Genomic DNA, 20,209 nt, shown 5'->3' with positions numbered 1-20,209 from the left:
TCCGGGACTCACCGCGAGTTCTGAACGGATGCCGCGGCCTCGCGTCCGCGCGCCGGCACTCGCGCGCGACGATGCCGGAATGGCACATAAAGACGTTCTCGGGCGAGCGGGCGAGGACCGCGCGGCCCGGTACTTCGAGGCGCAGGGATTCACCGTCCTGGCGCGGAACTGGCGATGTCGCGACGGCGAGATCGACCTCGTGGTCGCCGATCGCTCGGCGGTGGTCATCGTCGAGGTCAAGACGCGGCGTGATGAGGGATTCGGGCACCCGTTCGAGGCGATCGACGCCCGCAAACGCGGAAGGCTCTGGCGCCTTTCGATCGCGTGGGCGAGTGCACACCGCGAGCTCGTGCAGGGACGACGGCTCCGCATCGACGCCGTCGGCCTCATCGGCGCCGATCCTCGCACGGCGCGCTTGGAACACCTCGTCAACGTGGAGGTGCCGTGAAGGTCGCACGCACATGGGCCGTCGCCCTCGTGGGTGCCGAGGGCGAATGCGTCGAAGTCGAGGCGGACCTCTCGAATCAGCAGCCGGACTTCCGCATCATCGGGCTTCCCGACAAGGCTCTGGGCGAGTCGGTCCAGCGCGTGCACAACGCCTGCGCGAACACCGGTACGCCGCTCACGCGACGGCGCCTCACGGTCAACCTGTCGCCCGCGAGTCTGCCCAAGCAGGGTTCCGGATTCGACGTCGCCATCGCCGTCGCGTCTCTCGCCACCGAGACCTCCATGGATGCGGCCTCTGTCGCGTCGGCGGTCCACATCGGTGAGCTCGGGCTCGACGGGCGCCTCCGGCCGGTGCCGGGTGTGCTTCCGGCCGTGGTCGCCGCTCGGCGAGCGGGGCATCGACGAGTCGTGGTTCCCCACGCCAACGGCCCCGAGGCTTCATTGGTGGACGGCGTCGAGGTCCTCGCCGCCGTCAACCTGGCGCAGGTGATCGCCTGGCACGGCGGCGACGTCGAAGTCACCGACGACGAACCGGTCGCTCTCCCGGACGACGAGGAGGCGCCCGAGCCCTCGCTGGATCTCGCGGAGGTGATCGGCCAGCGCGACGCCGTCGAGGCGCTCGTGGTCGCAGCGGCAGGCGGTCATCATCTGCTGATGTGCGGGCCGCCGGGCGCGGGCAAGACGATGCTCGCACGGAGGCTGCCCGGCATACTCCCCGAACTCGACGACCGCGCGGCGCTGGCTGCGGCCTCCATCCGGAGTCTCGCCGGCTCCCGGGTGGTCGAGCTCTCTCGCACCCCGCCGTTCGTCGCCCCGCACCACAGCGCGAGCGTCGCCGCCCTGGTCGGCGGCGGCTCCCGTGTGGTGCGGCCCGGGGCGATCGCGCGCGCGAGCGAGGGTGTGCTGTTCCTCGACGAGGCCGGCGAGTTCGCAGCCAGTGCGCTGGACGCCCTGCGGCAGCCCCTCGAGTCCGGCGCCATCACGATCGACCGCGCGGGCGCGCACGCCGAGTATCCGGCCCGGTTCCAGCTCGTGCTCGCCACGAACCCGTGCCCCTGCGGCGACTACGGCATCCGCGGGGGCACGTGCACGTGTCCACCGGCGGCGATCCGCCGCTATCTCGGCCGGCTGTCCGGACCGCTCCTGGACCGCATGGACATCGAGCTGACGCTGACGCGCGTCGCCGTGGCGCAGCGCGGCGCCGGGCCGACGGTCTCGACCGAGAGCGCGCGAGCTCAGGTCGCCGATGCGCGGGCACGAGCGAGCCACCGCCTGGCCGAGACGCCGTGGAAGGTGAACGCCGACGTGCCGGGAACGTGGCTGCGCGAGGGACCGGCCGCGCCGTCCCCGGTCGTCCGCCGCCCGCTCGACGCCGCACTCCACCGCGGAGCGCTCACCCTGCGGGCGTACGACCGGGTCTTGCGCGTCGCCTGGTCCTTGGCCGATATCGAGGGCCGCGCCCAGCTCGGGGCGGAGCATGTCGGGCGGGCTCTGTACCTGAAGAAGGGGATCGCACTGTGATCGCATTCGACCTGAGCGCCGACTCCGCCCGGCGGGCTCTGTCGCCCGCGGGCATCGAGTACGACGCGGATGAGGCCCGGGCACGGTATGCGACGGCTGTCTGGTGCCTGCTCATCGAGCCGGGCGATTCCGTCGCCGGCCGCATCATCGGCGCGCGCGGCCCCGTCGCGGCGCTGGAAGCCGTGCTGGCGGGCGCGGAGCTCTCCGAACTCACACCGAAGGAGCTCGCCGAAGGGCGGGGGCGCTGGCTTCCGCGACTGTCGGCGGGCGCGGTGGCCGAGTCCCTGGCCACGGCGGCGGCACGGGGCGTGACGCTGCTCACGCGCGGCGATCCGGACTGGCCGACCCAGATCGACGACCTCGGCGCGCACGCGCCACTGTGCCTGTGGCTGCGAGGTGACGCCTCGGCGCTGCGCCGGCTCGAGGCATCCGTCGCCATCGTCGGCGCCAGGGCCGCCTCCCACTACGGCGACCACGTGGCGAGGGAGCTCGCCGCCGACCTGGCGGGCAGCGGCATCGCCGTGGTGTCGGGCGGCGCGTACGGCATCGACGGCGCAGCGCACCGGGCCGCCCTTCTCGCCGGCGGACTCACCGTCGCTCTGCTGGCGGGCGGTGCCGACCGCGCGTACCCCGCGGGCCACACGCAGCTGATCGACGACATCGCCCGACGAGGTGTCGTGGTGAGCGAGGTCGCATGCGGCTCGGCGCCGACGAAGTGGCGCTTCCTGCAGCGGAACCGCCTGATCGCCGCGCTCTCGGCCGCCACGGTGGTCGTGGAAGCCGGATGGCGCAGCGGCTCGCTCAACACCGCGGGTCATGCGGCGACGCTGTCGCGCCCGCTGGGCGCCGTCCCGGGCCAGATCACATCCGCGACGTCGGCAGGCACGCACCGGCTCATCCGGGAGTACGGCGCCCAGTGCATCACGAGTGCAGATGACGTGCGCGAGCTGCTGGGGATGGGAGGGGCGATGGATGCCGCCCCTGCCGTCGGCGGGACGTACACCGGGGACGCGACCCGCGTGAAGGACGCCATGAGCACACGCGTGTGGCGCGACCCCCGAGCGATCGCGCAACGCGCGGGGATGGCGGCCGACGTCGTGGAGGGGATCCTCGGGCTGTTGGCGCTCGATGGAGCGGTCGAGTCGGGGATCGAGGGGTGGCGGCTGCCACGGGTCGGAGCATGATCGACGGACGGCGGAGCGTCTTCGGGTGCGTCGCAGCACCGCCGCGCGCACGCGCGGGCGCAAGCTGGACGCATGGACATCCACGAGGCAGCGGGGGCGTACCTGCGTCACCTCGCGGAGGTGCGCCGCCTGTCTCCGGCGACGGTGCGGGCCTATCGCTCCGATCTGGAAGGACTCGCCACCGCCTGCGGCGACATCGACCTGGTCGCCGTCGATCTCGAGAACCTCCGCGACTGGCTCTGGCACGCCGTCCAGCGCGGCGACAGCCGCGCCACGATCGCGCGGCGCACGGCGGCCGTCCGGGGCCTCTTCGCCTGGGCGGCCGAGACCGGCGCGGTGCCGGCCGACCCGAGCCTTCGCCTGGTCGCCCCGAAGCGCGGCAAGACGCTTCCCAAGGTGGCGACAGCGGATACCCTCAGCGGGGTGCTCGATCGGCTGGCATCCGCCGCCGCCGACGGCGACCCGATCGCGTTGCGCGATCACGCCATCCTCGAACTGCTGTACGGAGCTGCCGTGCGTGTCTCCGAGCTCTGCGGGCTCGACGTCGGCGACCTCGACCGCGACCGACGCACGGCTCGGGTCCTCGGAAAGGGATCGAAGGAAAGGGTCGTGCCGTTCGGCCTCCCGGCGCTCCGGGCGGTCGACGCCTACATCGTTCGCGGCCGACCGTCGCTCCTCGCCAGGCGTGCGGACGAGCTGCCCTTGCCGGCCCTGTTCCTCGGCGCCCGGGGCGGTCGGATCGGCGCCCGTGCGGTGTACGACCTCGTCTCGCGCGAACTCGGGCCCGAGCTCGGGGCGCAGGTGGGACCGCACGCGCTGCGTCACTCGGCGGCGACCCACCTCCTCGACGGTGGCGCAGATCTCCGCGCCGTCCAGGAGATGCTGGGCCACGCGAGCCTCGGGACCACGCAGATCTACACGCACGTCTCCAGCGAGCGACTGGCTGCCTCCTACCGCCTCGCGCACCCGCGGGCCTGAGGGGCAGCTAGCAGCACGGGAGGAGCACGGCCCGCGGCACCCCGCCCAGCAGCACGAGCGGGTTGATGTACGCACCGTCCAGCCGGACGCCGAAATGCACGGCGCCGAGCTCGGCGTGTCCTCCGGCCGAGATCGTGCCCAGAGGAGTGGATCGTTCGACCGGCGTCCCGACCGGGAGCCCGGGGTCGACCGGCTCGAGTGTGGACACCAGGCCGTCGCCATGGTCCACGGTGATCACTCCGCGCCCAGCGACCTGTCCGGAGAACGCCACCACACCTGGTGCCGGGGCGCGCACGACGCCGTCTCGTGACGGCAGCAGGTCGATTCCCCGATGACCTGGTCCGTACTCGTGCGCTGGTGCGACGAAGGGGTGCACGAGCCGGAACGGGTGCACCGGCCAGGTCCAGTCCCGTGCGAGCGACACCGCGCCGCCGTCGGCGACCGGGACAGTCTCGGGCTCCCGGACGGCGTCGGCCCGCGCTGCAACGGGTGCGACCGCAAGAAGGACGCTGAGGGCGATCGCGCCCCGGGCGCGGCGGGCCCAGCCGCGACGGAATCCGCGCTGGCGGGCGGGGACGGATCGAGTCATGATCCCACCGTGACCATGCGGGGAACGCTGCGGATCCGTGGCACCGACACCCGTGGAGAAGCCGCGCGCTCGGCCGCCGGGGGAGGAGGAGCGGCCCGGCCTCTCCTGATACACTGACTGTGCACTCCGCATGTCGGGGTGACTCCGCGTGCCCACAGCGCCGCAAGCCCCGAGTCTGACGAAGGGTACGGCGCGGCATCCATCCCCGACGGTCTTCGCGAACGCTTCCGAGCGATCGCGAGGCGGGAATGAGCCGGGCGCCAGGCCACGCCGGCCACGAGCCGGCGCGAGAACAACCGCAACAGGCGCACACGCGCCGGAACAGGAGAACGGCCATGGCCGTCGTCACCATTCGCCAGCTGCTCGACAGCGGCGTCCACTTCGGACACCAGACCCGCCGGTGGAACCCGAAGGTCAAGCGCTTCATCCTCACGGAGCGCAGCGGCATCCACATCATCGACCTGCAGCAGTCGCTGACGTACATCGACAAGGCGTACGAGTTCGTCAAGGAGACGGTCGCTCACGGCGGCACCATCCTCTTCGTCGGCACCAAGAAGCAGGCGCAGGAAGTCATCGCCGAGCAGGCGACCCGCGTGGGCCAGCCCTACGTCAACCAGCGCTGGCTCGGCGGTCTGCTCACCAACTTCTCGACCGTGTCGAAGCGTCTCGCGCGCATGAAGGAGCTCGAGGAGCTCGACTTCGAGAACCCGGCCGAGAGCGGCTTCACCAAGAAGGAGCTCCTTCTCAAGAAGCGCGAGCTCGACAAGCTCCACAAGTCGCTCGGCGGAATCCGCAACCTCCAGAAGACCCCCTCGGCCATCTGGGTCGTCGACGCCAAGCGCGAGCACCTCGCCATCAACGAGGCGTCCAAGCTCGGCATCCCGGTGATCGGCATCCTCGACACCAACGCCGACCCGGACGAGTTCCAGTACCCGATCCCCGGCAACGACGACGCGATCCGCTCGGTGGGCCTGCTCACGCGCATCATCGCCGACGCCGCCGCCGAGGGCCTGATCCAGCGCCACCAGCCCACCGACGAGACCGCTGACGCGGAGCCCCTCGCCGACTGGGAGCGCGAGCTGCTCGAGCAGCCCGCGCCCTCCGACGAGGCCGTGGTGACCGACGTCGCCGAGGTCGAGACCGTCGCGACCGAGTCGGCCGCCGACGAGGCGGGCGCCGAGGCCGTCGAGGCTGTCGAAACCGCCGAGGCTGCTGAGGCCGCTGAGGCGACCTCCGCCGAGTAAAGCTCACACACACTCCGCCCCGGCGGGATCGCCCCGATCGAACGGTCCGGACGGTCCCGCCGAGGCATCCACGAGAACTCACCAATTCAAGGAGCAGCCACCCATGGCAAACTTCACGATCGCTGACATCAAGACGCTGCGCGAGCAGCTCGGCACGGGCATGGTCGACACCAAGAAGGCGCTCGAGGAGGCCGACGGCGACCTCGAGAAGGCCGTCGAGATCCTGCGCCTCAAGGGTGCGAAGGGCAACGCCAAGCGCGCCGACCGCTCCACGAGCGAGGGTCTGGTCGCGGCCAAGGAGGTCGACGGTCAGGTCACGATCATCGAGCTCAACACCGAGACCGACTTCGTCGCGAAGAACGAGCGCTTCATCGCCCTCGCGGAGAAGGTCCTCGACGCCGCAGCCGCCGCGCACGCCGACTCGGCCGAGGCCGCTCTCGCCGCGTCCGCCGGCAGCCAGACGGTCGCCGAGCTCATCTCGGACGAGGCCGCGATCATCGGCGAAAAGGTCGAGCTGCGTCGCGTGAACACGCTCTCGGGCGACAAGTTCGAGATCTACCTCCACAAGACCAGCAAGGACCTGCCGCCGCAGGTCGGTGTCGTCCTCGCCTACTCGGGCGACGACGCCGAGACGGCGCGCAGCCTCGCACAGCACATCTCGTTCGCGAACCCGTCGTACCTGTCGCGCGACGAGGTGCCCGAGGCCGAGGTCGAGAAGGAGCGCGAGATCGTCACCGAGATCTCCCGCAACGAGGGCAAGCCCGAGGCCGCCCTCCCGAAGATCGTCGAGGGTCGCGTCAACGCGTTCTTCAAGCAGGTCTCGCTGCTCGACCAGGACTACGCGAAGGACAACAAGCAGTCGGTCGCGCAGGTCGCGAAGGACGCCGGTCTGACCCTGACGGGCTTCGCCCGCTACAAGGTCGGCGCCTGACCTTCTGAGAAGGCCCGCATCGGCAAGCCGATGCGGGCCTTTTCTCATGCCCTTCGGTAGTTTGTCGTAGACGAGAGGACCACAGTGATCAACGAGAACACCGGGCGCCGCCGCGTCCTTCTGAAGCTGTCCGGCGAAGCGTTCGGCGGAGGCCAGCTGGGTGTGAACCCCGACGTGGTCAGCCAGATCGCCCAGGAGATCGCGGCCGCCGTCGACCGCGTCGAGATCGCGATCGTCGTCGGTGGCGGCAACTTCTTCCGCGGCGCCGAACTCAGTCAGCGCGGCATGGACCGCGGCCGCGCCGATTACATGGGCATGCTGGGCACCGTCATGAACGCCCTCGCCCTGCAGGACTTCCTCGAGCAGGCGGGCGCCGCGACGCGCGTGCAGTCGGCGATCTCGATGACGCAGGTCGCCGAGCCCTACATCCCGCGTCGCGCCGAGCGGCACATGGAGAAGGGTCGCGTGGTCATCTTCGGCGCCGGCGCCGGCCTGCCCTACTTCTCCACCGATACGGTCGCCGCGCAGCGTGCTCTCGAGATCGACGCGCAGGAGGTGCTCGTCGCGAAGAACGGCGTCGACGGGGTGTACACCGCGGATCCGAAGAAGGATGCCTCGGCCACCCTGATCGATCGCATCACGTATCTCGACGCGCTGCAGCGGGGTCTCAAGGTGGTCGACTCGACCGCGTTCAGCCTCTGCATGGACAACCGCATGGACATGCGCGTGTTCGGCATGGAGCCCGCGGGAAATGTGACGAAGGCTCTGCTGGGCGACACCATCGGCACGCTGGTCACGGCGTGACGCGTCCCGCGTCGATAGACTTGACCAGCCCCATCTACGCGAAGGAGACACTGTGATCGCGGACGTCTTGGCCGATGCCGGAGTGCGCATGGACCGCGCCGTCGAGGCAGCGAAGGAGGACTTCGCCACGGTGCGCACCGGACGCGCGAACCCGCAGCTGTTCCAGAAGGTCCTCGTCGACTACTACGGCAGCCCGACGCCGCTTGCGCAGCTCGCGTCGATCAACAACCCCGAGGCGCGAACGCTCCTCATCACGCCCTACGACAAGTCGGCGCTGAAGGCGATCGAGCAGTCGATCCGCGACATCCCGAACCTCGGTGTGAACCCGACGAACGACGGCAACCTCGTGCGCGTCACGATGCCCGAGCTCACCGAGGAGCGCCGCAAGGAGTACGTGAAGCTCACGCGCACCAAGGGCGAGGACGCGAAGGTCCACGTGCGCGGCATCCGTCGCAAGGCGAAGGACGACATCGACGCGCTGAAGGGCGAGGTCGGCGAGGACGAGCTCGCTCGCGGCGAGAAGGAGCTCGACGCGCTCACGCGCGCGCACGTCGACGCCATCGACGAGGCGCTCAAGCGCAAAGAGGCCGAGCTCCTCGAGGTCTGAGGTCTGCCCATGACCGACGCATCCGACCCGCCGCGGAGCGAACAGCCTTCCTCACCGCAGACGCGGCGCGAGGCCGGTGAGGCACGCCGTGCCGCCGAGACCCCTGACACGGGCCCCGCACTGCAGTCTCACCTGCGCGCGGCGCGCAGCGAGTTGGAAGGCCACGTCGCACAGGCGCGGGCCGATTTCGAGGAGGCGAACGAGCGCATCAAGGAGCGGACGGGGCGCGACCTGATCGTCGCGATCCTCATCGGCCTCGCGATCGGGCTCGTCCTGCTGGGGTCGCTGCTGTTCGTCAAGTGGGCGTTCGTGCCGTTCGCGCTGGCCGCGGCGCTGCTCGCGCTCTTCGAGTTCGCGCGGGCTCTCATCGCGAGCGGTCGCCGGGTCGATCTGATCCCGCAGCTCATCGCGGGTGCGGTGGTCGTGCTGTCGGCGTTCTTCGTCGACTCCTGGCTGCACTGGGTGCTCCTGTTCGTGGCACTCGCGTTCGTCGTGGTGTGGCGACTGGTCGGCCAGATGGCGTCGCACGACGGCCGTGCGTACGGTCTGGTGCTGGGCGACGTGCTCATCGCGACGTTCCTCCAGCTCTACGTCGCCTTCCTCGGAAGCCTCACGCTCGTTCTGCTGGCGAAGGAGGGCGGCGAGTGGTGGGTCTTGTCGTTCATCATCGTCGCCGTCGCGGTCGACACGGGCGCGTACGCCGCGGGCATCACGATGGGCAAGCACCCCATGGCTCCCCGGATCAGCCCGAAGAAGACGTGGGAGGGCTTCGCGGGTGCCGCTGCTGCCGCGATCCTCGCCGGTGTGCTCGTCGGGCTCTTCATGCTCGGCCTTCAGTGGTGGATGGGCGCCGTGTTCGGAATCCTCATCCTCGCCACGGCCACGGTCGGCGACCTCGGAGAGTCGATGATCAAGCGCGATCTCGGGATCAAGGACATGAGCTCGTGGCTCCCGGGTCACGGCGGCGTCCTGGATCGCCTCGACTCGATCCTCCTGTCGGTCGTCGCGGCGCTGACCCTTTACTACCTCTTCACTCCGCTGGTGGCATCATGACCGCATCCGAGACGACCGCCCGAACGTCCTTCCCCGAAGCCCGCGGGCGCGAGAAGGGCTACGACAAGCAGCCCGTCGACGAGTTCCTCGCGCGGGCACGTGCGTCGTTCGAGCGCGGCACCGACGCACTCACGTCCGCCGACATCCGTCAGGTCGCGTTCCCGCTCGTGCGCCACGGCTACGCCATCGCCTCGGTGGACGCCGCACTCGGCCGCATCGAGGATGCCTTCGCCGCCCGCGAGCGCTCGTCGGCCGTCGCCGCCACCGGGGCCAGGGAGTGGGTCGGCCACACCCGTGAACTCGCCCAGGAGGTGCTGGACCGCCTCTCGCGGCCGGCCAAGCGCCGCTTCGACCGCGTGTCCCCGCTGCGCTACGGCTACCGCATCGCGGAGGTCGACCTCGTCACGGACAAGCTCGCGCGGTTCCTCGAGACGGGCGACTCCGTCACCGTCGAGCAGGTGCGCTCGGTCGCGTTCCGCATGCAGCGCGGGGGTTACCGCGAGACGCAGGTCGACGCCGTGCTCGACGCCGTCGTCGAGGTGATGCTCGCCGTCAAGTGAGACGCGCGGGTCCGCGGATGGCACCTCGTCGCGCCGGTATGCGAGAATCGGGACACTGTGACTTCTGGAAACGAGCGGTACCCGACCAGACGCGCCCGACGTCACGAGGTGGCGGCCCGGTCTGCGCGGCCGGTCGCGGTGGCAGCATCCAGTCCCTCGGCGCCGCCGTCACCGCCCCGCAAGCCCGCTCCGCGCTGGTCTCGTCGTCGTGGTGTCGTCGGCGCGTTCGCCGCCTTCGCTGTTCTCGGCTTCGTCGTCGCGTACATCGGTCCGACCGGGCTCGCGCTGGCGCAGGCGAGCGTGGACGACGAGTCGCAGGTCTCGCTCTACGCCAGCGGACTGGATGACGTCCAGTCCCGCGCCGGCGACGAGTCCGCGGCCGATCCGGAGCCCGCGGCTCTCGACCGGGGCAACTACACGGTCTACGTGAAGCCGAAGCCGACGCCGACCCCCCAGGCATCGACCTCCACATCGTCGTCATCCGGTGGATGGCGTCCTCCGTTCGTCACGCCGGACCCGGGCAGCGCGCAGGCCATCGCCTACGACATGGTGCTGGCACGGGGCTGGGGAGACGACCAGTTCGCCTGCCTCGTCGCGCTCTGGAAGAAGGAGTCCGGCTGGCGCGTCAACGCGTACAACGCGGGCAGCGGCGCCTACGGCATCCCGCAGGCGCTCCCGGGCAGCAAGATGGCCAGCGCCGGCGCCGACTGGGAGACGAATCCCGCGACGCAGATCGCCTGGGGTCTCGGCTACATCGGCGGCCGTTACGGCTCGCCGTGCGGCGCGTGGGACCACTCGCAGCGCACAGGCTGGTACTGAGTCGTGCCGCGCTCCCACCGCCGTCGACACGATTCGGGCGGCGACGATTCGTTCGAGCGCCTGCTCGCGGGCTGGAAGCGCACCGAGATGCGCCGCGGTGTCGAGTGGACCGTGCAGCCGGTCTCCGCCGCACAGGCGCAGAAGCCGTACACGTGCCCCGGGTGCGGCCGGCAGATCGACGTCGGCGTCGCGCACCTGGTGGCGTGGCGCGCAGACGGCGTGCTGGGCGACGCCGCGGACCTCGCCGCCCGGCGGCATTGGCATCAGCACTGCTGGAAGGTGGCCTGACATGGAGATCCGCGGACCGATGCTGCTGCCCGCGCGCCGCGAGGACATCGAGCTCGAGACGCTCGACGGGCTGACCCTCGTCGGCGAACTCGCCCTGCCTGAGACCCGCGAGCCTGTCGCGACGCTCGTGACGCTGCATCCGCTTCCGACGGCCGGCGGCTTCATGGACTCGCACATCCTGCGCAAGGCCGCCGGGCGCCTGCCCGCCCTCGCCGATCTCGCCGTGCTGAGATTCAACACCCGCGGCACGACCTCGCCGCGCGGCACCAGCGAAGGCTCGTTCGACGGCGGTCGTGCCGAGGCGTTCGACGTCGCTGCGGCGATGGACTTCGTGCGCGAGCGCGGCCTCCCGCGGCCGTGGTTCGTAGGCTGGTCGTTCGGCACCGAGCTCGCACTCAAGTACGGTCGCGACCACGGCGTCGAGGGCGCTGTGCTGCTGTCTCCGCCGCTGCACCGCGCGACCGACGAAGAGGTCGCGGCGTGGGCGGGCGACGAGCGTCGTCTGATCGTGCTCGTCCCCGAGTTCGACGACTACCTTCGACCGGATGCCGCGACCCAGCGCTTCGCGAGCGTCCCGGAGGCCGTCCTGATCCCGGTCGAGGGCGGCAAGCACCTGTGGGTGGGGGAGAACCAGACCCGCCGCGTGCTGACCGAGATCGTCGCGGCTGTCAATCCCGACGCCCTGCCGCTGCCCCTCGAATGGCACCGACCGGCCGCGGAGGGCTGAGCGTCAGCGCTCGTTCTGACGCGGGATCACGACCTGCCGGTAGATGATCAGGATGCTGGCCGCCACGGGGATCGCGACCAGGGCGCCGAGCAGGCCCAGCAGCGATCCACCCGCGAGGGCGGCGATCACCACGACGGCACCCGGCACCGCCACTGCGCGTCCCATGATACGCGGCGAGATCACGTACGCCTCGATCTGCATGTAGATCAGGTAGTAGATCGCGGCGATCAGGGCGGTCGTCGGGGAGCCCACGACCAGGCACGTGAACACGATGATGATCGAGCCGGTGAGCGTGCCCACGAGCGGGATCAGCGAGAAGAAGAAGGCGATGACCGCCAGCACTGCGGGGAACGGCGCCTTGATGATCGTGAGGAAGATCGCACTGAGCACGCCGTTGATGAGGCCGAGCGTGACCTGGCCGATGACGTAATAGCCGACCGAGTCGGTGATCTGCTCGCCGAGGTCCATGAATCGGGCGCGCTTGGATGCCGGAACCAGCTGGTAGACGGCGCGCTTCAGGTTCGGCGTCGAGGCGGTGAAGTAGATCGTGAGGATCAGCACGATGAACGCGCCCGCGAACCCGGCGATGAGGGCGCCGATGATCGCGATGATGCTGCCGCCGACCTCGGAGCCGATCGCGCCGACGTCGAGCGAGGCGTACCAGTCCTCGATGTAGCCCCACACTTCATCGACGTTGAGCGCGGGGAAGACGGCATGCAGCCAGTCCTGGATCGCACCCACGGGATCATCGAACTCGCCCTTGTCGGCGAGGTCCTGGATCGTCGTGACCAGTTGGCCGATCTGCTGCACGATGATTGGCACGACCATGAGGATGATGCCCGCGAAGACCGCGAGCACCCCCAGGATCGTGATCAGGACGGCCGCCCACCGCGGCAGCTTGCGGCGTTCCAGCCAGGCGACGATCGGATCCAGGCCCAGCGACAGGAAGAGCGCCGTGCCGACGTAGAGCAGGATCGTCTGGAGGTTCTGGATGCTTCCGATGAGCAGCAGCCCGAGGCCGACTCCCAGCGTAGCGAGAAGCGCTGTGCGGAACGGGCTGTGCAGCTTCATCGAGTTCCCCCTCAGATCGACATGGCGTCGATTCGTCTGTCCGCCCAGGATACGCATCAGTGACGTTCAGGCCCGGGAATGCCGCCTCCCACGCGCCTCACAGGTCGTGTTCGCTAGTCTGAACTGTCGAATCGAAGGGCTGCGCCGTGTCCGCGCGCCCCGGGAAAGGTGTTCTTCGTGCGTTTCGTGTGGGCCGTGGCGGCGTTCGTGCTCGCCACCGTGATGATCGGTGCCGGCATCGCCCAGCGGACGATCTTCCAGGGACCCAAGACCGAGACCACGGCGATCTCCGTCGAAGAGCAGACTCCCTATCTCCTCATCGACGGCGCCGTGCTCAACCAGATGCCCGGCACGCAGACGCTGCGCGCCCAGGCCGAGGGCGACATCTTCGCCTCCTACGGCCGCACCGCCGACATGGAGGCATGGCTCTCCGACTCGACCTACACCCACGTCACGCTGGACGACGAGGGCGCCCTCGAGACCGCGGTGGTCGAGCCCGCGGTCGACGCGACGGTGGATCCCACCGCGGAAGCACCCGCCGAGGATCCCGCTGACGGCGATGCCGCAGCAGACGAGGCCGCCGCCCCCGACGCGACGAGCGGGGACGCCGCCGCGGACACGGCCGGTCGCACTCCCGTCGGATCGGACCTGTGGCTCGACGAGTACCAGCAGACGGACCTTCTCATCGCTCCGCTGCAGCTGCCGGAAGACATGAGCGTGCTCGTCGCCGCTGACGGCACCGCCCCCGCGCCGAGCACGGTGACGGTCTCCTGGCCGCTGCAGACGTCGACGCCGTGGGCGGGGCCGCTCATCGTCGGCGGCGGCATCCTGATGGCCGTCGGCGTGTTCCTGTACATCCTGGGCATCCGCCACGCGCGCCGCAAGCGCGGGCCGCGACGCAAGGGCCTGCCGCTGCCTGTCACCGAACCCATCGACATCGCGATCGACCACGACGACAAGGGCGTGATCAGCAGTTCGAAGTCGACGCGCCGTGCCGTCTCGAGCGGCGGGCGACGCGCGTTCGCGGTGCTTCCGGTGGTCGCCGTGTCGGCGCTGCTGTTCTCGGGCTGCTCGGCCGACGCCTGGCCGCAGCTCGGCTCGTCGCCGACTCCGTCGCCCACCGCCACCGTCATCGCCCCCGACGGGCAGCAGGCGCCGGCCGTCACGAAGGCCCAGGCCGAGCGCATCCTCACCCGCATCGCCGCCACGGTGGCCGACGCCGACGCGGCGATGGACGGCGACCTCGCCGACACGCGCCTCGAGGGCGCGGCACTCGCGGCGCGCGACACGAACTACAAGCTGCGCGCTGCCCTCGGCGACTACCCGGCGCCGGCGCCGATCCTGGCCAAGCCGCTCGAGATCATCCTGCCGCAGGCGTACGACGGCTGGCCGCGCTCGGTCATCGCCGTTGCGGACGACGACGAATCCAAGACGTCGAGCATCATGGTGCTGACCCAGCAGGATCAGTGGGCGGACTACAAGCTGTCCTATGTCGGAAGCCTCGAGGCCTCGACATCCCTTCCCGACCTGGCGCCGGCGTACATCGGCGCCCCGCAGGTCGAGCCGGACTCGCCGTTCCTCCTCCTGCCGCCGAACGAGATCGCCGCCGCGTACTCGGACATCATCACCAACGGTGAGTCGAGCCAGTACTACGACCTCTTCGAGGCCGACGGCGACCAGCTCCGAGCCAGCATCGCGGCAGACCGCCAGCGCCGGCTCGACGAGTTCAACAAGACCGCATCGTCGACCGGAAACCTGGAGTTCAGCTCGGCCGCCGGGGTGCAGGCGCCGTTCGCCCTGCAGACGGTCGAGAGCGGTGCGATCGTCGCCGTGAACATCAATGAGATCGACACCGTGAAGCCGACCAACGCGGACGCCGTGATCAAGGTCAACGACAACCGGACGGTCAAGACGCTCGCCGGCGTCGACCAGTCGCAGACCGGATTCGCCACGACCTTCAGCGACCAGGTGTTCTTCTACGTGCCCGGTCCGGGGTCGAACGAGAAGATCCGGCTCCTCGGTTACTCGTCCGACATCCTCGATGCGAAGATTCTGTAGTGACCGATCCCACTCTGGGCGCCTCGCTGCGCGGTGCCGTCGACCTGTCCTCCCTCCGCAATCGTCCGGCGCCCGCCGCGCCGGGTGAGGAAGCGCCGGCCGGCGCCAGCGCCGGCGTCGCGGTTCCGTCCCTCGTGCTGGACGTCACGGACGACACGTTCCCGCAGGTGCTCGAGCTGTCGCGCACCGTCCCCGTGGTCGTCGATCTCTGGGCCGAGTGGTGCGGACCCTGCAAGCAGCTGAGCCCGATCCTCGAGAAGGTCGTGGTCGAGCTCGGCGGCCGGGTCGTGCTGGCCAAGGTCGACGTCGACGCCAACCCCCAGCTGTCGCAGGCGTTCCGCGCCCAGTCCATTCCGATGGTCGTCGCCCTGGTCGCCGGTCAGCCGGTGCCGATGTTCACGGGCGCCGTGCCTGAGCAGCAGGTGCGCGAGGTGTTCGCTCAGCTGCTCCAGCTCGCCGCCCAGAACGGCGTGACCGGCTCCGCGACCGTCGACGGGGAGGCCCCGCAGGAGGCCCCCGCCGAACCGCCGCTTCCCCCGCTGCACGCCGAGGCGTTCGCGGCCATCGAGCAGGGCGACTACGCGCGCGCGGTCGCCGCGTACGAGCAGGCCCTCGTCGAGAACCCCCGCGACGCGGAGGCGCGCGCGGGCCTCGGCCAGGTGCGCCTGCTCGACCGGGTGCAGGGCGTCGACCTGCAGGCTGCCCGCGCGGCCGCAGCATCCGCCCCTCAGGACGTCGCCGCGCAGTTCACCGTCGCCGATCTCGACCTCGCCGGCGGGCACGTCGAAGACGCCTACGGGCGCCTGCTCGACCTGTTCGCCCAGCTTCCGGCTGATGAGCGCACCCCGGTGCGCGAGCGGCTGCTCGAGCTGTTCGCGCTCGTCGGTGACGCCGACCCGCGCGTCATCGCCGCGCGCGGCCGCCTGGCGTCGCTGCTGTTCTGAGCGCTTCTCGCACCTGACGACGGATCATCCGTTTCCACGGAAGAGGGCCCCGGATGCTGCATCCGGGGCCCTCGTCGCGCGTCGGAGGATTCTCAGCCCTGCGTCGGCGAGGGGATGTGGGCGTCCGTCCGGTGGCGGAGCCACAGGACGCCCAACGGCGGCAGCACGAGCGACGCACGGCCGCCCGCGCCCGCGTGGACCACGCCGAGGTTGCCGACGCCCGACCCGCCGTACAGCTGCGCATCGGTGTTCAGGATCTCGTCCCACACCCCGGTCTCGGGCAAGTCGAGCTCATAGGACGAGATCGGGTTGCCCGAGAAGTTGGCCGCGACGACGACCGTGTTGCCGTGCCAGTCCCTGCGGGCGAAGGCGATCACGTTGGGGTTCCACTTCGGCGCACCCAGGCGTGTGAACGCCGCGCCGTCGCTGTCGCGCGCCCAGAGCGCGGACTCCTCGCGGTAGACCCGGTTGAGCGCGCCGACGAACTGCTGGAGCTGGGCGTGCGTGGGCTGGTCGAGCAGCCACCAGTCGAGCGAGCGGCCCTCCGACCACTCCGAGAGCTGGCCGAACTCCTGGCCCATGAACAGCAGCTGCTTGCCGGGGTGCCCCCACATGTAGGCGAGGAACGCGCGCATGTTGGCGAGCTTCTGCCAATGGTCGCCCGGCATCCGCGAGAAGAGGCTGCCCTTGCCGTGGACGACCTCGTCGTGGCTGATCGGCAGCATGTAGTTCTCGCTGAACGCGTACACGAACGAGAACGACAGCTCGCCCTCGTGGTGGGAACGATAGATCGGATCGCGCGTGATGTACTGGAGCGAGTCGTTCATCCAGCCCATGTTCCACTTGAAGCCGAAACCGAGTCCGGCCTGGCTGGTGGGCGCGGTGACCCCGGGGAAGCTCGTGGACTCCTCGGCGATCATCGCGATGCCGGGGTACCGCTTGTATGCGGTGGCGTTCACCTCCTGCAGGAAGCGGATCGCCTCGAGGTTCTCGCGGCCGCCGTGCACATTGGGCACCCACTCGCCGTCCTCGCGCGAGTAATCGAGGTAGAGCATCGAGGCCACGGCGTCCACGCGCAGCCCGTCGACGTGGAACTCCTCGAACCAGTAGAGCGCGTTGGCGACCAGGAAGTTGCGCACCTCGTTGCGACCGTAGTCGAAGATGTACGTGCCCCAGTCGCGGTGCTCGCCCCGCCGCGGGTCGGCGTGCTCGTACAGCGGCTCACCGTCGAAGCGGGCGAGGGCGAAGGCATCCTTCGGGAAGTGGCCCGGCACCCAGTCCATGATCACGCCGATGCCGGCCTGGTGGAGCCTGTCGATGAGGTACCGGAGGTCGTCGGGGTGCCCGAACCGGCTCGTCGGCGCGTAGTACCCGGTCACCTGGTAGCCCCACGACCCCCCGAACGGGTGCTCGGCGAGCGGAAGGAACTCGACGTGGGTGAAGCCCTGCGCGCTCACGTAGTCGATGATCTGGTCGGCGGCCTCGCGGTACGACAGCCCCTGACGCCACGAGCCGAGGTGCAGCTCGTACACCGACATCGGGCGCGACACCGGGGTCGACGTCGCGCGCTGGGTCAGCCAGGCGGCATCGCCCCACGAGTAGGAGGACTGGACGACGACGGATGCTGTGGCCGGCGGCACCTCGGCGAACCGGGCCATCGGGTCGGCCTTGAGCACCCAGTCGCCGTTGCGGGCGCGCAGTTCGAACTTGTACGCCGCGCCCTGGCCGACCCCGGGGATGAACAGCTCCCACACGCCGCTCCCGCCCATCGAGCGCATCGCGTGCCCCTGGCCGTCCCAGCCGTTGAAGTCGCCCACCACGCGCACCGCGCGGGCGTTGGGCGCCCACACCGTGAAGGCGGTTCCCCGCGAGCCGTCGTGCTCGCGCTGGTGGGCGCCGAGCACACGCCACAGTTCCTCGTGGCGTCCCTCTCCGATGAGATGCAGGTCGAGCTCGCCGATGGTGGGCGAGTGACGGTAGGGGTCGTCGGCTGTGAAGTCGGGGCCGTCGGGGTACGTGGTCAGCAGCTCGTACCGGTTCAGCGCTCCCGCGCGCGTCCCCTCCCAGATCCCGGCGTGCACGTGCTCGAGCGGCACCCGGGTGCCGTCGGCGAACACCGCGGTCACGCTGCGCGCCAGCGGCCGGCGGGCGCGGATGATCCAGGTCGCGGTGCCCTCGGCATCCGTGTCGGGATGGATGCCGAGCACGGCGTGGGGATCGTGGTGCGAGCCCGTCGCGACGGCATCGAGGACCTGGTCGGTGGGCGTCATCGGGGCTCCTTCACGTGGAGGATGTGGACCGGCTCGGTGAACGCGTCGAGCATCACGTAGTTGTGATCCGACCACGTCCAGCGACCGCCGGTCACGAGGTCCTCGACCTCGTACGGCGTACCGGGCTCGACGCCCCACACACGGGTGTCGAGATGGACCATCGTCTGACGTACCGAGTGGGGATCGGTGTTGACGACCACGATGATCGTGTCGCTGCGGCCGTCGGGCGACAGTGCCGCGTCGAGGTGCTTGGCGTACACCAGGATGGCGTCGTCGTCGCTCCAGTGGACGCTGAGGTTGCGCAGCTGTCGCAGCGCCGGGTGGGCGCGGCGGATCTCGTTGAGGCGGGTGAGGAACGGCGCGAGCGAATCGCCGCGCTCGACGGCCCCCGCCCAGTCGCGGACCTTGTACTCGTACTTCTCGTTGTCGATGTTCTCTTCGGACCCCGGGCGTGCGACGTTCTCGTAGAGCTCGTAACCCGCGTACACGCCGTAGCTGGGGGCGGCGGTCGCCGCGATGGCTGCGCGGATGCGGTACGCCGCCCTGCCGCCGAACTGCAGGTACTCCGTGAGGATGTCGGGCGTGTTGACGAAGAGGTTGGGGCGGAGGAAGGCGGAGGTCTCGTGCGCGAGGCCCGAGAGGAACTCCTCGAGCTCCGCCTTGGTGTTGCGCCACGTGAAGTACGTGTAGCTCTGCTGGAAGCCGGCCGACGCGAGGCTCTGCAGGGGAGCGGGCCGCGTGAAGGCCTCGGCGAGGAACACGACGTCCGGCTCGTCGGCAGAGATCGTCGCGATCAGCCACTCCCAGAACTGCAGCGGCTTCGTGTGGGGATTGTCGACACGGAAGATGCGCACGCCCTGCGCGATCCAGTGGCGCACGACGCGCAGCACTTCGGCGCGGATCCCTGCCGGATCGTTGTCGAAGTTGACCGGGTAGATGTCCTGGTACTTCTTCGGCGGGTTCTCGGCATAGGCGATCGACCCGTCGGGGAGCGTGGTGAACCACTCCGGGTGCGCGGCGACCCACGGGTGGTCGGGCGCGGCCTGCAGCGCGAGGTCGAGGGCGATCTCGATGCCCTCCTCGCGCGCCTTGCGCACGAACGAGCGGAAGTCCGCGAGTGAGCCGAGGTCGGGGTGGACGCTGTCGTGGCCGCCCGCCGCCGAGCCGATCGCCCACGGCGAGCCGGGGTCGCCGGGACCCGCGTCGAGGGTGTTGTTCGGTCCCTTGCGGTTGAGCGTGCCGATCGGGTGGATCGGCGGCAGGTAGAGCACGTCGAAGCCCATGTCCGCGACAGCCGGGAGCCGCTTGGCCGCCGTGCGGAACGTGCCGCTCTTGACGGTGCCGTCTTTGAGGCGACGGGCGCCCTCGGAGCGAGGGAAGAACTCGTACCACGCGCCGACGCCGGCGCGCTCGCGCTCGACGAGCAGTTCGAGGTCGTCCCCGATGGTCACGAGCGACATGACCGGCCGCTCGTGGAAGTACCGTGCGATCGCAGGGTCCTCGACGATCGACAGCGCCCCGGCGTCGTCGACCTCGGTGTCGCGCAGGGACGCCGCCGCGTCGGCGAGCGCCCGGCGTTCCGCCGCGGGGCGGCCCCTCTCGGCACCGGCCTGGTCGAACAGACGAGCGCCCATCTCGCGCATGAGAGGGGCATCCACCCCCGCCGCGATCTTGAGCGATGCGGCGTGCTCCCACGTGGCGAAGTCGTCGCCGAACGACTCGAACCGGAACCGCCAGATGCCCTGCTCGAGCAGGGCCACCTCGGTCCGCCACCGGTCGAAGCCGTCTTCGAGCGGCTCGAGGCGATGCAGCGATTCGTCGCCGGAGGGCGAGAACAGCCGCAGCTGCACGCCGATGCGGTCATGCCCTTCGCGGAACGACGTCACCCCGAACGGGACGACTTCGCCGGCGAACGCCGTGGGCCGGTAATCGCCCCACGGAACCGCCGGCGTCGGCTGGGCGAGGGGAACGCGCCGCGCTGCGGTATCGCGTTCCGGCTGCCAGGCGCGGGTCTTGCGGACAGGGAGTGCCGAGGCGCTCCGCCACGGGCGGGAGCGCACGGAGCGCGTCTTCGTGACCACGAGTCGAACCTATCGCGCGCCCGACCGGGATGA

General features: G+C 70.3%; 19 protein-coding genes. 15 read left to right on the top strand and 4 right to left on the bottom strand.

Going from position 1 to position 20,209, the window contains the following annotated elements:
• Positions 1 to 79: 79 nt before the first annotated feature.
• From ASF40_RS07335 to ASF40_RS07320, 4 genes are all read left to right on the top strand, one after another.
• On the top strand, positions 80 to 448 hold the full coding sequence (locus tag ASF40_RS07335) for a YraN family protein (protein WP_056367527.1): 369 nt from the start codon (positions 80 to 82) through the stop codon (positions 446 to 448).
• Positions 445 to 1,968 (top strand): YifB family Mg chelatase-like AAA ATPase, encoded by a 1,524-nt coding sequence (locus tag ASF40_RS07330; protein ID WP_056367525.1) that lies wholly within the window; start codon positions 445 to 447, stop codon positions 1,966 to 1,968. The genes ASF40_RS07335 and ASF40_RS07330 overlap by 4 nt, the downstream gene beginning before the upstream one ends.
• Entirely contained in the window at positions 1,965 to 3,152 is a 1,188-nt protein-coding gene (gene dprA, locus ASF40_RS07325) for a DNA-processing protein DprA (RefSeq protein ID WP_235560160.1), read from the top strand. The genes ASF40_RS07330 and dprA overlap by 4 nt, the downstream gene beginning before the upstream one ends.
• A gap of 72 nt (positions 3,153 to 3,224) precedes the next feature.
• Entirely contained in the window at positions 3,225 to 4,130 is a 906-nt protein-coding gene (locus ASF40_RS07320; RefSeq protein WP_056367523.1) for a tyrosine recombinase XerC, read from the top strand.
• Between the two features lie 7 nt (positions 4,131 to 4,137).
• Here the strand turns inward: ASF40_RS07320 and ASF40_RS07315 are convergent, their stop codons facing one another.
• On the bottom strand, positions 4,138 to 4,719 hold the full coding sequence (locus ASF40_RS07315) for a murein hydrolase activator EnvC family protein (RefSeq protein WP_056367522.1): 582 nt from the start codon (positions 4,717 to 4,719) through the stop codon (positions 4,138 to 4,140).
• A gap of 335 nt (positions 4,720 to 5,054) precedes the next feature.
• Between ASF40_RS07315 and rpsB the strand changes: the two genes are divergently transcribed.
• The 9 genes from rpsB (at position 5,055) to ASF40_RS07270 (ending at position 11,752) form a co-directional block, all read left to right on the top strand.
• Positions 5,055 to 5,963 carry a 30S ribosomal protein S2 gene (rpsB, locus tag ASF40_RS07310; protein ID WP_056367519.1) on the top strand — a complete coding sequence of 303 codons (909 nt, stop codon included), beginning with the start codon at positions 5,055 to 5,057 and terminating at the stop codon, positions 5,961 to 5,963.
• 103 nt (positions 5,964 to 6,066) lie between these two features.
• Positions 6,067 to 6,894 carry a translation elongation factor Ts gene (gene tsf, locus ASF40_RS07305; RefSeq protein WP_056367517.1) on the top strand — a complete coding sequence of 276 codons (828 nt, stop codon included), beginning with the start codon at positions 6,067 to 6,069 and terminating at the stop codon, positions 6,892 to 6,894.
• Between the two features lie 84 nt (positions 6,895 to 6,978).
• Positions 6,979 to 7,698 (top strand): UMP kinase, encoded by a 720-nt coding sequence (gene pyrH / locus ASF40_RS07300; protein ID WP_045297882.1) that lies wholly within the window; start codon positions 6,979 to 6,981, stop codon positions 7,696 to 7,698.
• Positions 7,699 to 7,750: 52 nt separating this feature from the next.
• Positions 7,751 to 8,305 (top strand): ribosome recycling factor, encoded by a 555-nt coding sequence (gene frr / locus ASF40_RS07295; RefSeq protein WP_056367515.1) that lies wholly within the window; start codon positions 7,751 to 7,753, stop codon positions 8,303 to 8,305.
• 9 nt (positions 8,306 to 8,314) lie between these two features.
• Complete coding sequence (locus tag ASF40_RS07290) at positions 8,315 to 9,358, top strand: phosphatidate cytidylyltransferase (protein ID WP_056367513.1); 1,044 nt, start codon at positions 8,315 to 8,317, stop codon at positions 9,356 to 9,358.
• Complete coding sequence (locus tag ASF40_RS07285; RefSeq protein ID WP_056367510.1) at positions 9,355 to 9,918, top strand: DivIVA domain-containing protein; 564 nt, start codon at positions 9,355 to 9,357, stop codon at positions 9,916 to 9,918. The genes ASF40_RS07290 and ASF40_RS07285 overlap by 4 nt, the downstream gene beginning before the upstream one ends.
• A 57-nt stretch (positions 9,919 to 9,975) precedes the next feature.
• Positions 9,976 to 10,737 (top strand): lytic transglycosylase domain-containing protein, encoded by a 762-nt coding sequence (locus ASF40_RS07280; RefSeq protein ID WP_056367509.1) that lies wholly within the window; start codon positions 9,976 to 9,978, stop codon positions 10,735 to 10,737.
• A 3-nt stretch (positions 10,738 to 10,740) separates the two neighbouring features.
• Positions 10,741 to 11,025, top strand: a complete 285-nt coding sequence (locus ASF40_RS07275; RefSeq protein WP_056367507.1) for a hypothetical protein — start codon at positions 10,741 to 10,743, stop codon at positions 11,023 to 11,025.
• Between the two features lies 1 nt (position 11,026).
• Positions 11,027 to 11,752: an alpha/beta hydrolase gene (locus tag ASF40_RS07270; protein WP_056367505.1), complete on the top strand. Its 726-nt coding sequence runs from the start codon at positions 11,027 to 11,029 to the stop codon at positions 11,750 to 11,752.
• Between the two features lie 3 nt (positions 11,753 to 11,755).
• On the opposite strand, the gene ASF40_RS07265 is transcribed toward ASF40_RS07270, so the two are convergent.
• Positions 11,756 to 12,823, bottom strand: a complete 1,068-nt coding sequence (locus ASF40_RS07265; RefSeq protein ID WP_056367504.1) for an AI-2E family transporter — start codon at positions 12,821 to 12,823, stop codon at positions 11,756 to 11,758.
• Positions 12,824 to 13,000: 177 nt separating this feature from the next.
• Between ASF40_RS07265 and ASF40_RS07260 the strand changes: the two genes are divergently transcribed.
• Positions 13,001 to 14,881, top strand: a complete 1,881-nt coding sequence (locus ASF40_RS07260; protein ID WP_056368315.1) for a hypothetical protein — start codon at positions 13,001 to 13,003, stop codon at positions 14,879 to 14,881.
• Entirely contained in the window at positions 14,881 to 15,825 is a 945-nt protein-coding gene (locus ASF40_RS07255; protein ID WP_056367502.1) for a tetratricopeptide repeat protein, read from the top strand. Before ASF40_RS07260 ends, ASF40_RS07255 begins: the two co-directional genes overlap by 1 nt.
• A gap of 92 nt (positions 15,826 to 15,917) precedes the next feature.
• Here the strand turns inward: ASF40_RS07255 and glgB are convergent, their stop codons facing one another.
• The gene (glgB, locus tag ASF40_RS07250; RefSeq protein WP_056367501.1) at positions 15,918 to 18,095 is read right to left on the bottom strand and encodes a 1,4-alpha-glucan branching protein GlgB; all 2,178 of its coding nucleotides are present in this window, start codon (positions 18,093 to 18,095) and stop codon (positions 15,918 to 15,920) included.
• Positions 18,092 to 20,176, bottom strand: a complete 2,085-nt coding sequence (locus ASF40_RS07245) for a maltotransferase domain-containing protein (protein ID WP_200919447.1) — start codon at positions 20,174 to 20,176, stop codon at positions 18,092 to 18,094. The genes glgB and ASF40_RS07245 overlap by 4 nt, the downstream gene beginning before the upstream one ends.
• Positions 20,177 to 20,209 lie beyond the last annotated feature (33 nt).

This window comes from Microbacterium sp. Leaf288 (assembly GCF_001422925.1).
In the GTDB taxonomy this organism is placed as follows: Bacteria; Actinomycetota; Actinomycetes; order Actinomycetales; family Microbacteriaceae; genus Microbacterium.
Note: the sequence above shows the minus strand (reverse complement) of the source record. Positions and strands in the feature narration are given on the sequence as shown.

What these genes read in the sequence shown, in the direction of transcription:
- rpsB (WP_056367519.1), top strand. Translation starts at nt 5,055, where the DNA reads ATGGCCGTCGTCACCATTCGCCAGCTGCTCGACAGCGGCGTCCACTTC.
- ASF40_RS07285 (WP_056367510.1), top strand. Translation starts at nt 9,355, where the DNA reads ATGACCGCATCCGAGACGACCGCCCGAACGTCCTTCCCCGAAGCCCGC.
- ASF40_RS07315 (WP_056367522.1), bottom strand. Translation starts at nt 4,719, where the DNA reads ATGACTCGATCCGTCCCCGCCCGCCAGCGCGGATTCCGTCGCGGCTGG.
- tsf (WP_056367517.1), top strand. Translation starts at nt 6,067, where the DNA reads ATGGCAAACTTCACGATCGCTGACATCAAGACGCTGCGCGAGCAGCTC.
- ASF40_RS07270 (WP_056367505.1), top strand. Translation starts at nt 11,027, where the DNA reads ATGGAGATCCGCGGACCGATGCTGCTGCCCGCGCGCCGCGAGGACATC.
- ASF40_RS07335 (WP_056367527.1), top strand. Translation starts at nt 80, where the DNA reads ATGGCACATAAAGACGTTCTCGGGCGAGCGGGCGAGGACCGCGCGGCC.
- ASF40_RS07320 (WP_056367523.1), top strand. Translation starts at nt 3,225, where the DNA reads ATGGACATCCACGAGGCAGCGGGGGCGTACCTGCGTCACCTCGCGGAG.
- glgB (WP_056367501.1), bottom strand. Translation starts at nt 18,095, where the DNA reads ATGACGCCCACCGACCAGGTCCTCGATGCCGTCGCGACGGGCTCGCAC.
- ASF40_RS07290 (WP_056367513.1), top strand. Translation starts at nt 8,315, where the DNA reads ATGACCGACGCATCCGACCCGCCGCGGAGCGAACAGCCTTCCTCACCG.
- ASF40_RS07265 (WP_056367504.1), bottom strand. Translation starts at nt 12,823, where the DNA reads ATGAAGCTGCACAGCCCGTTCCGCACAGCGCTTCTCGCTACGCTGGGA.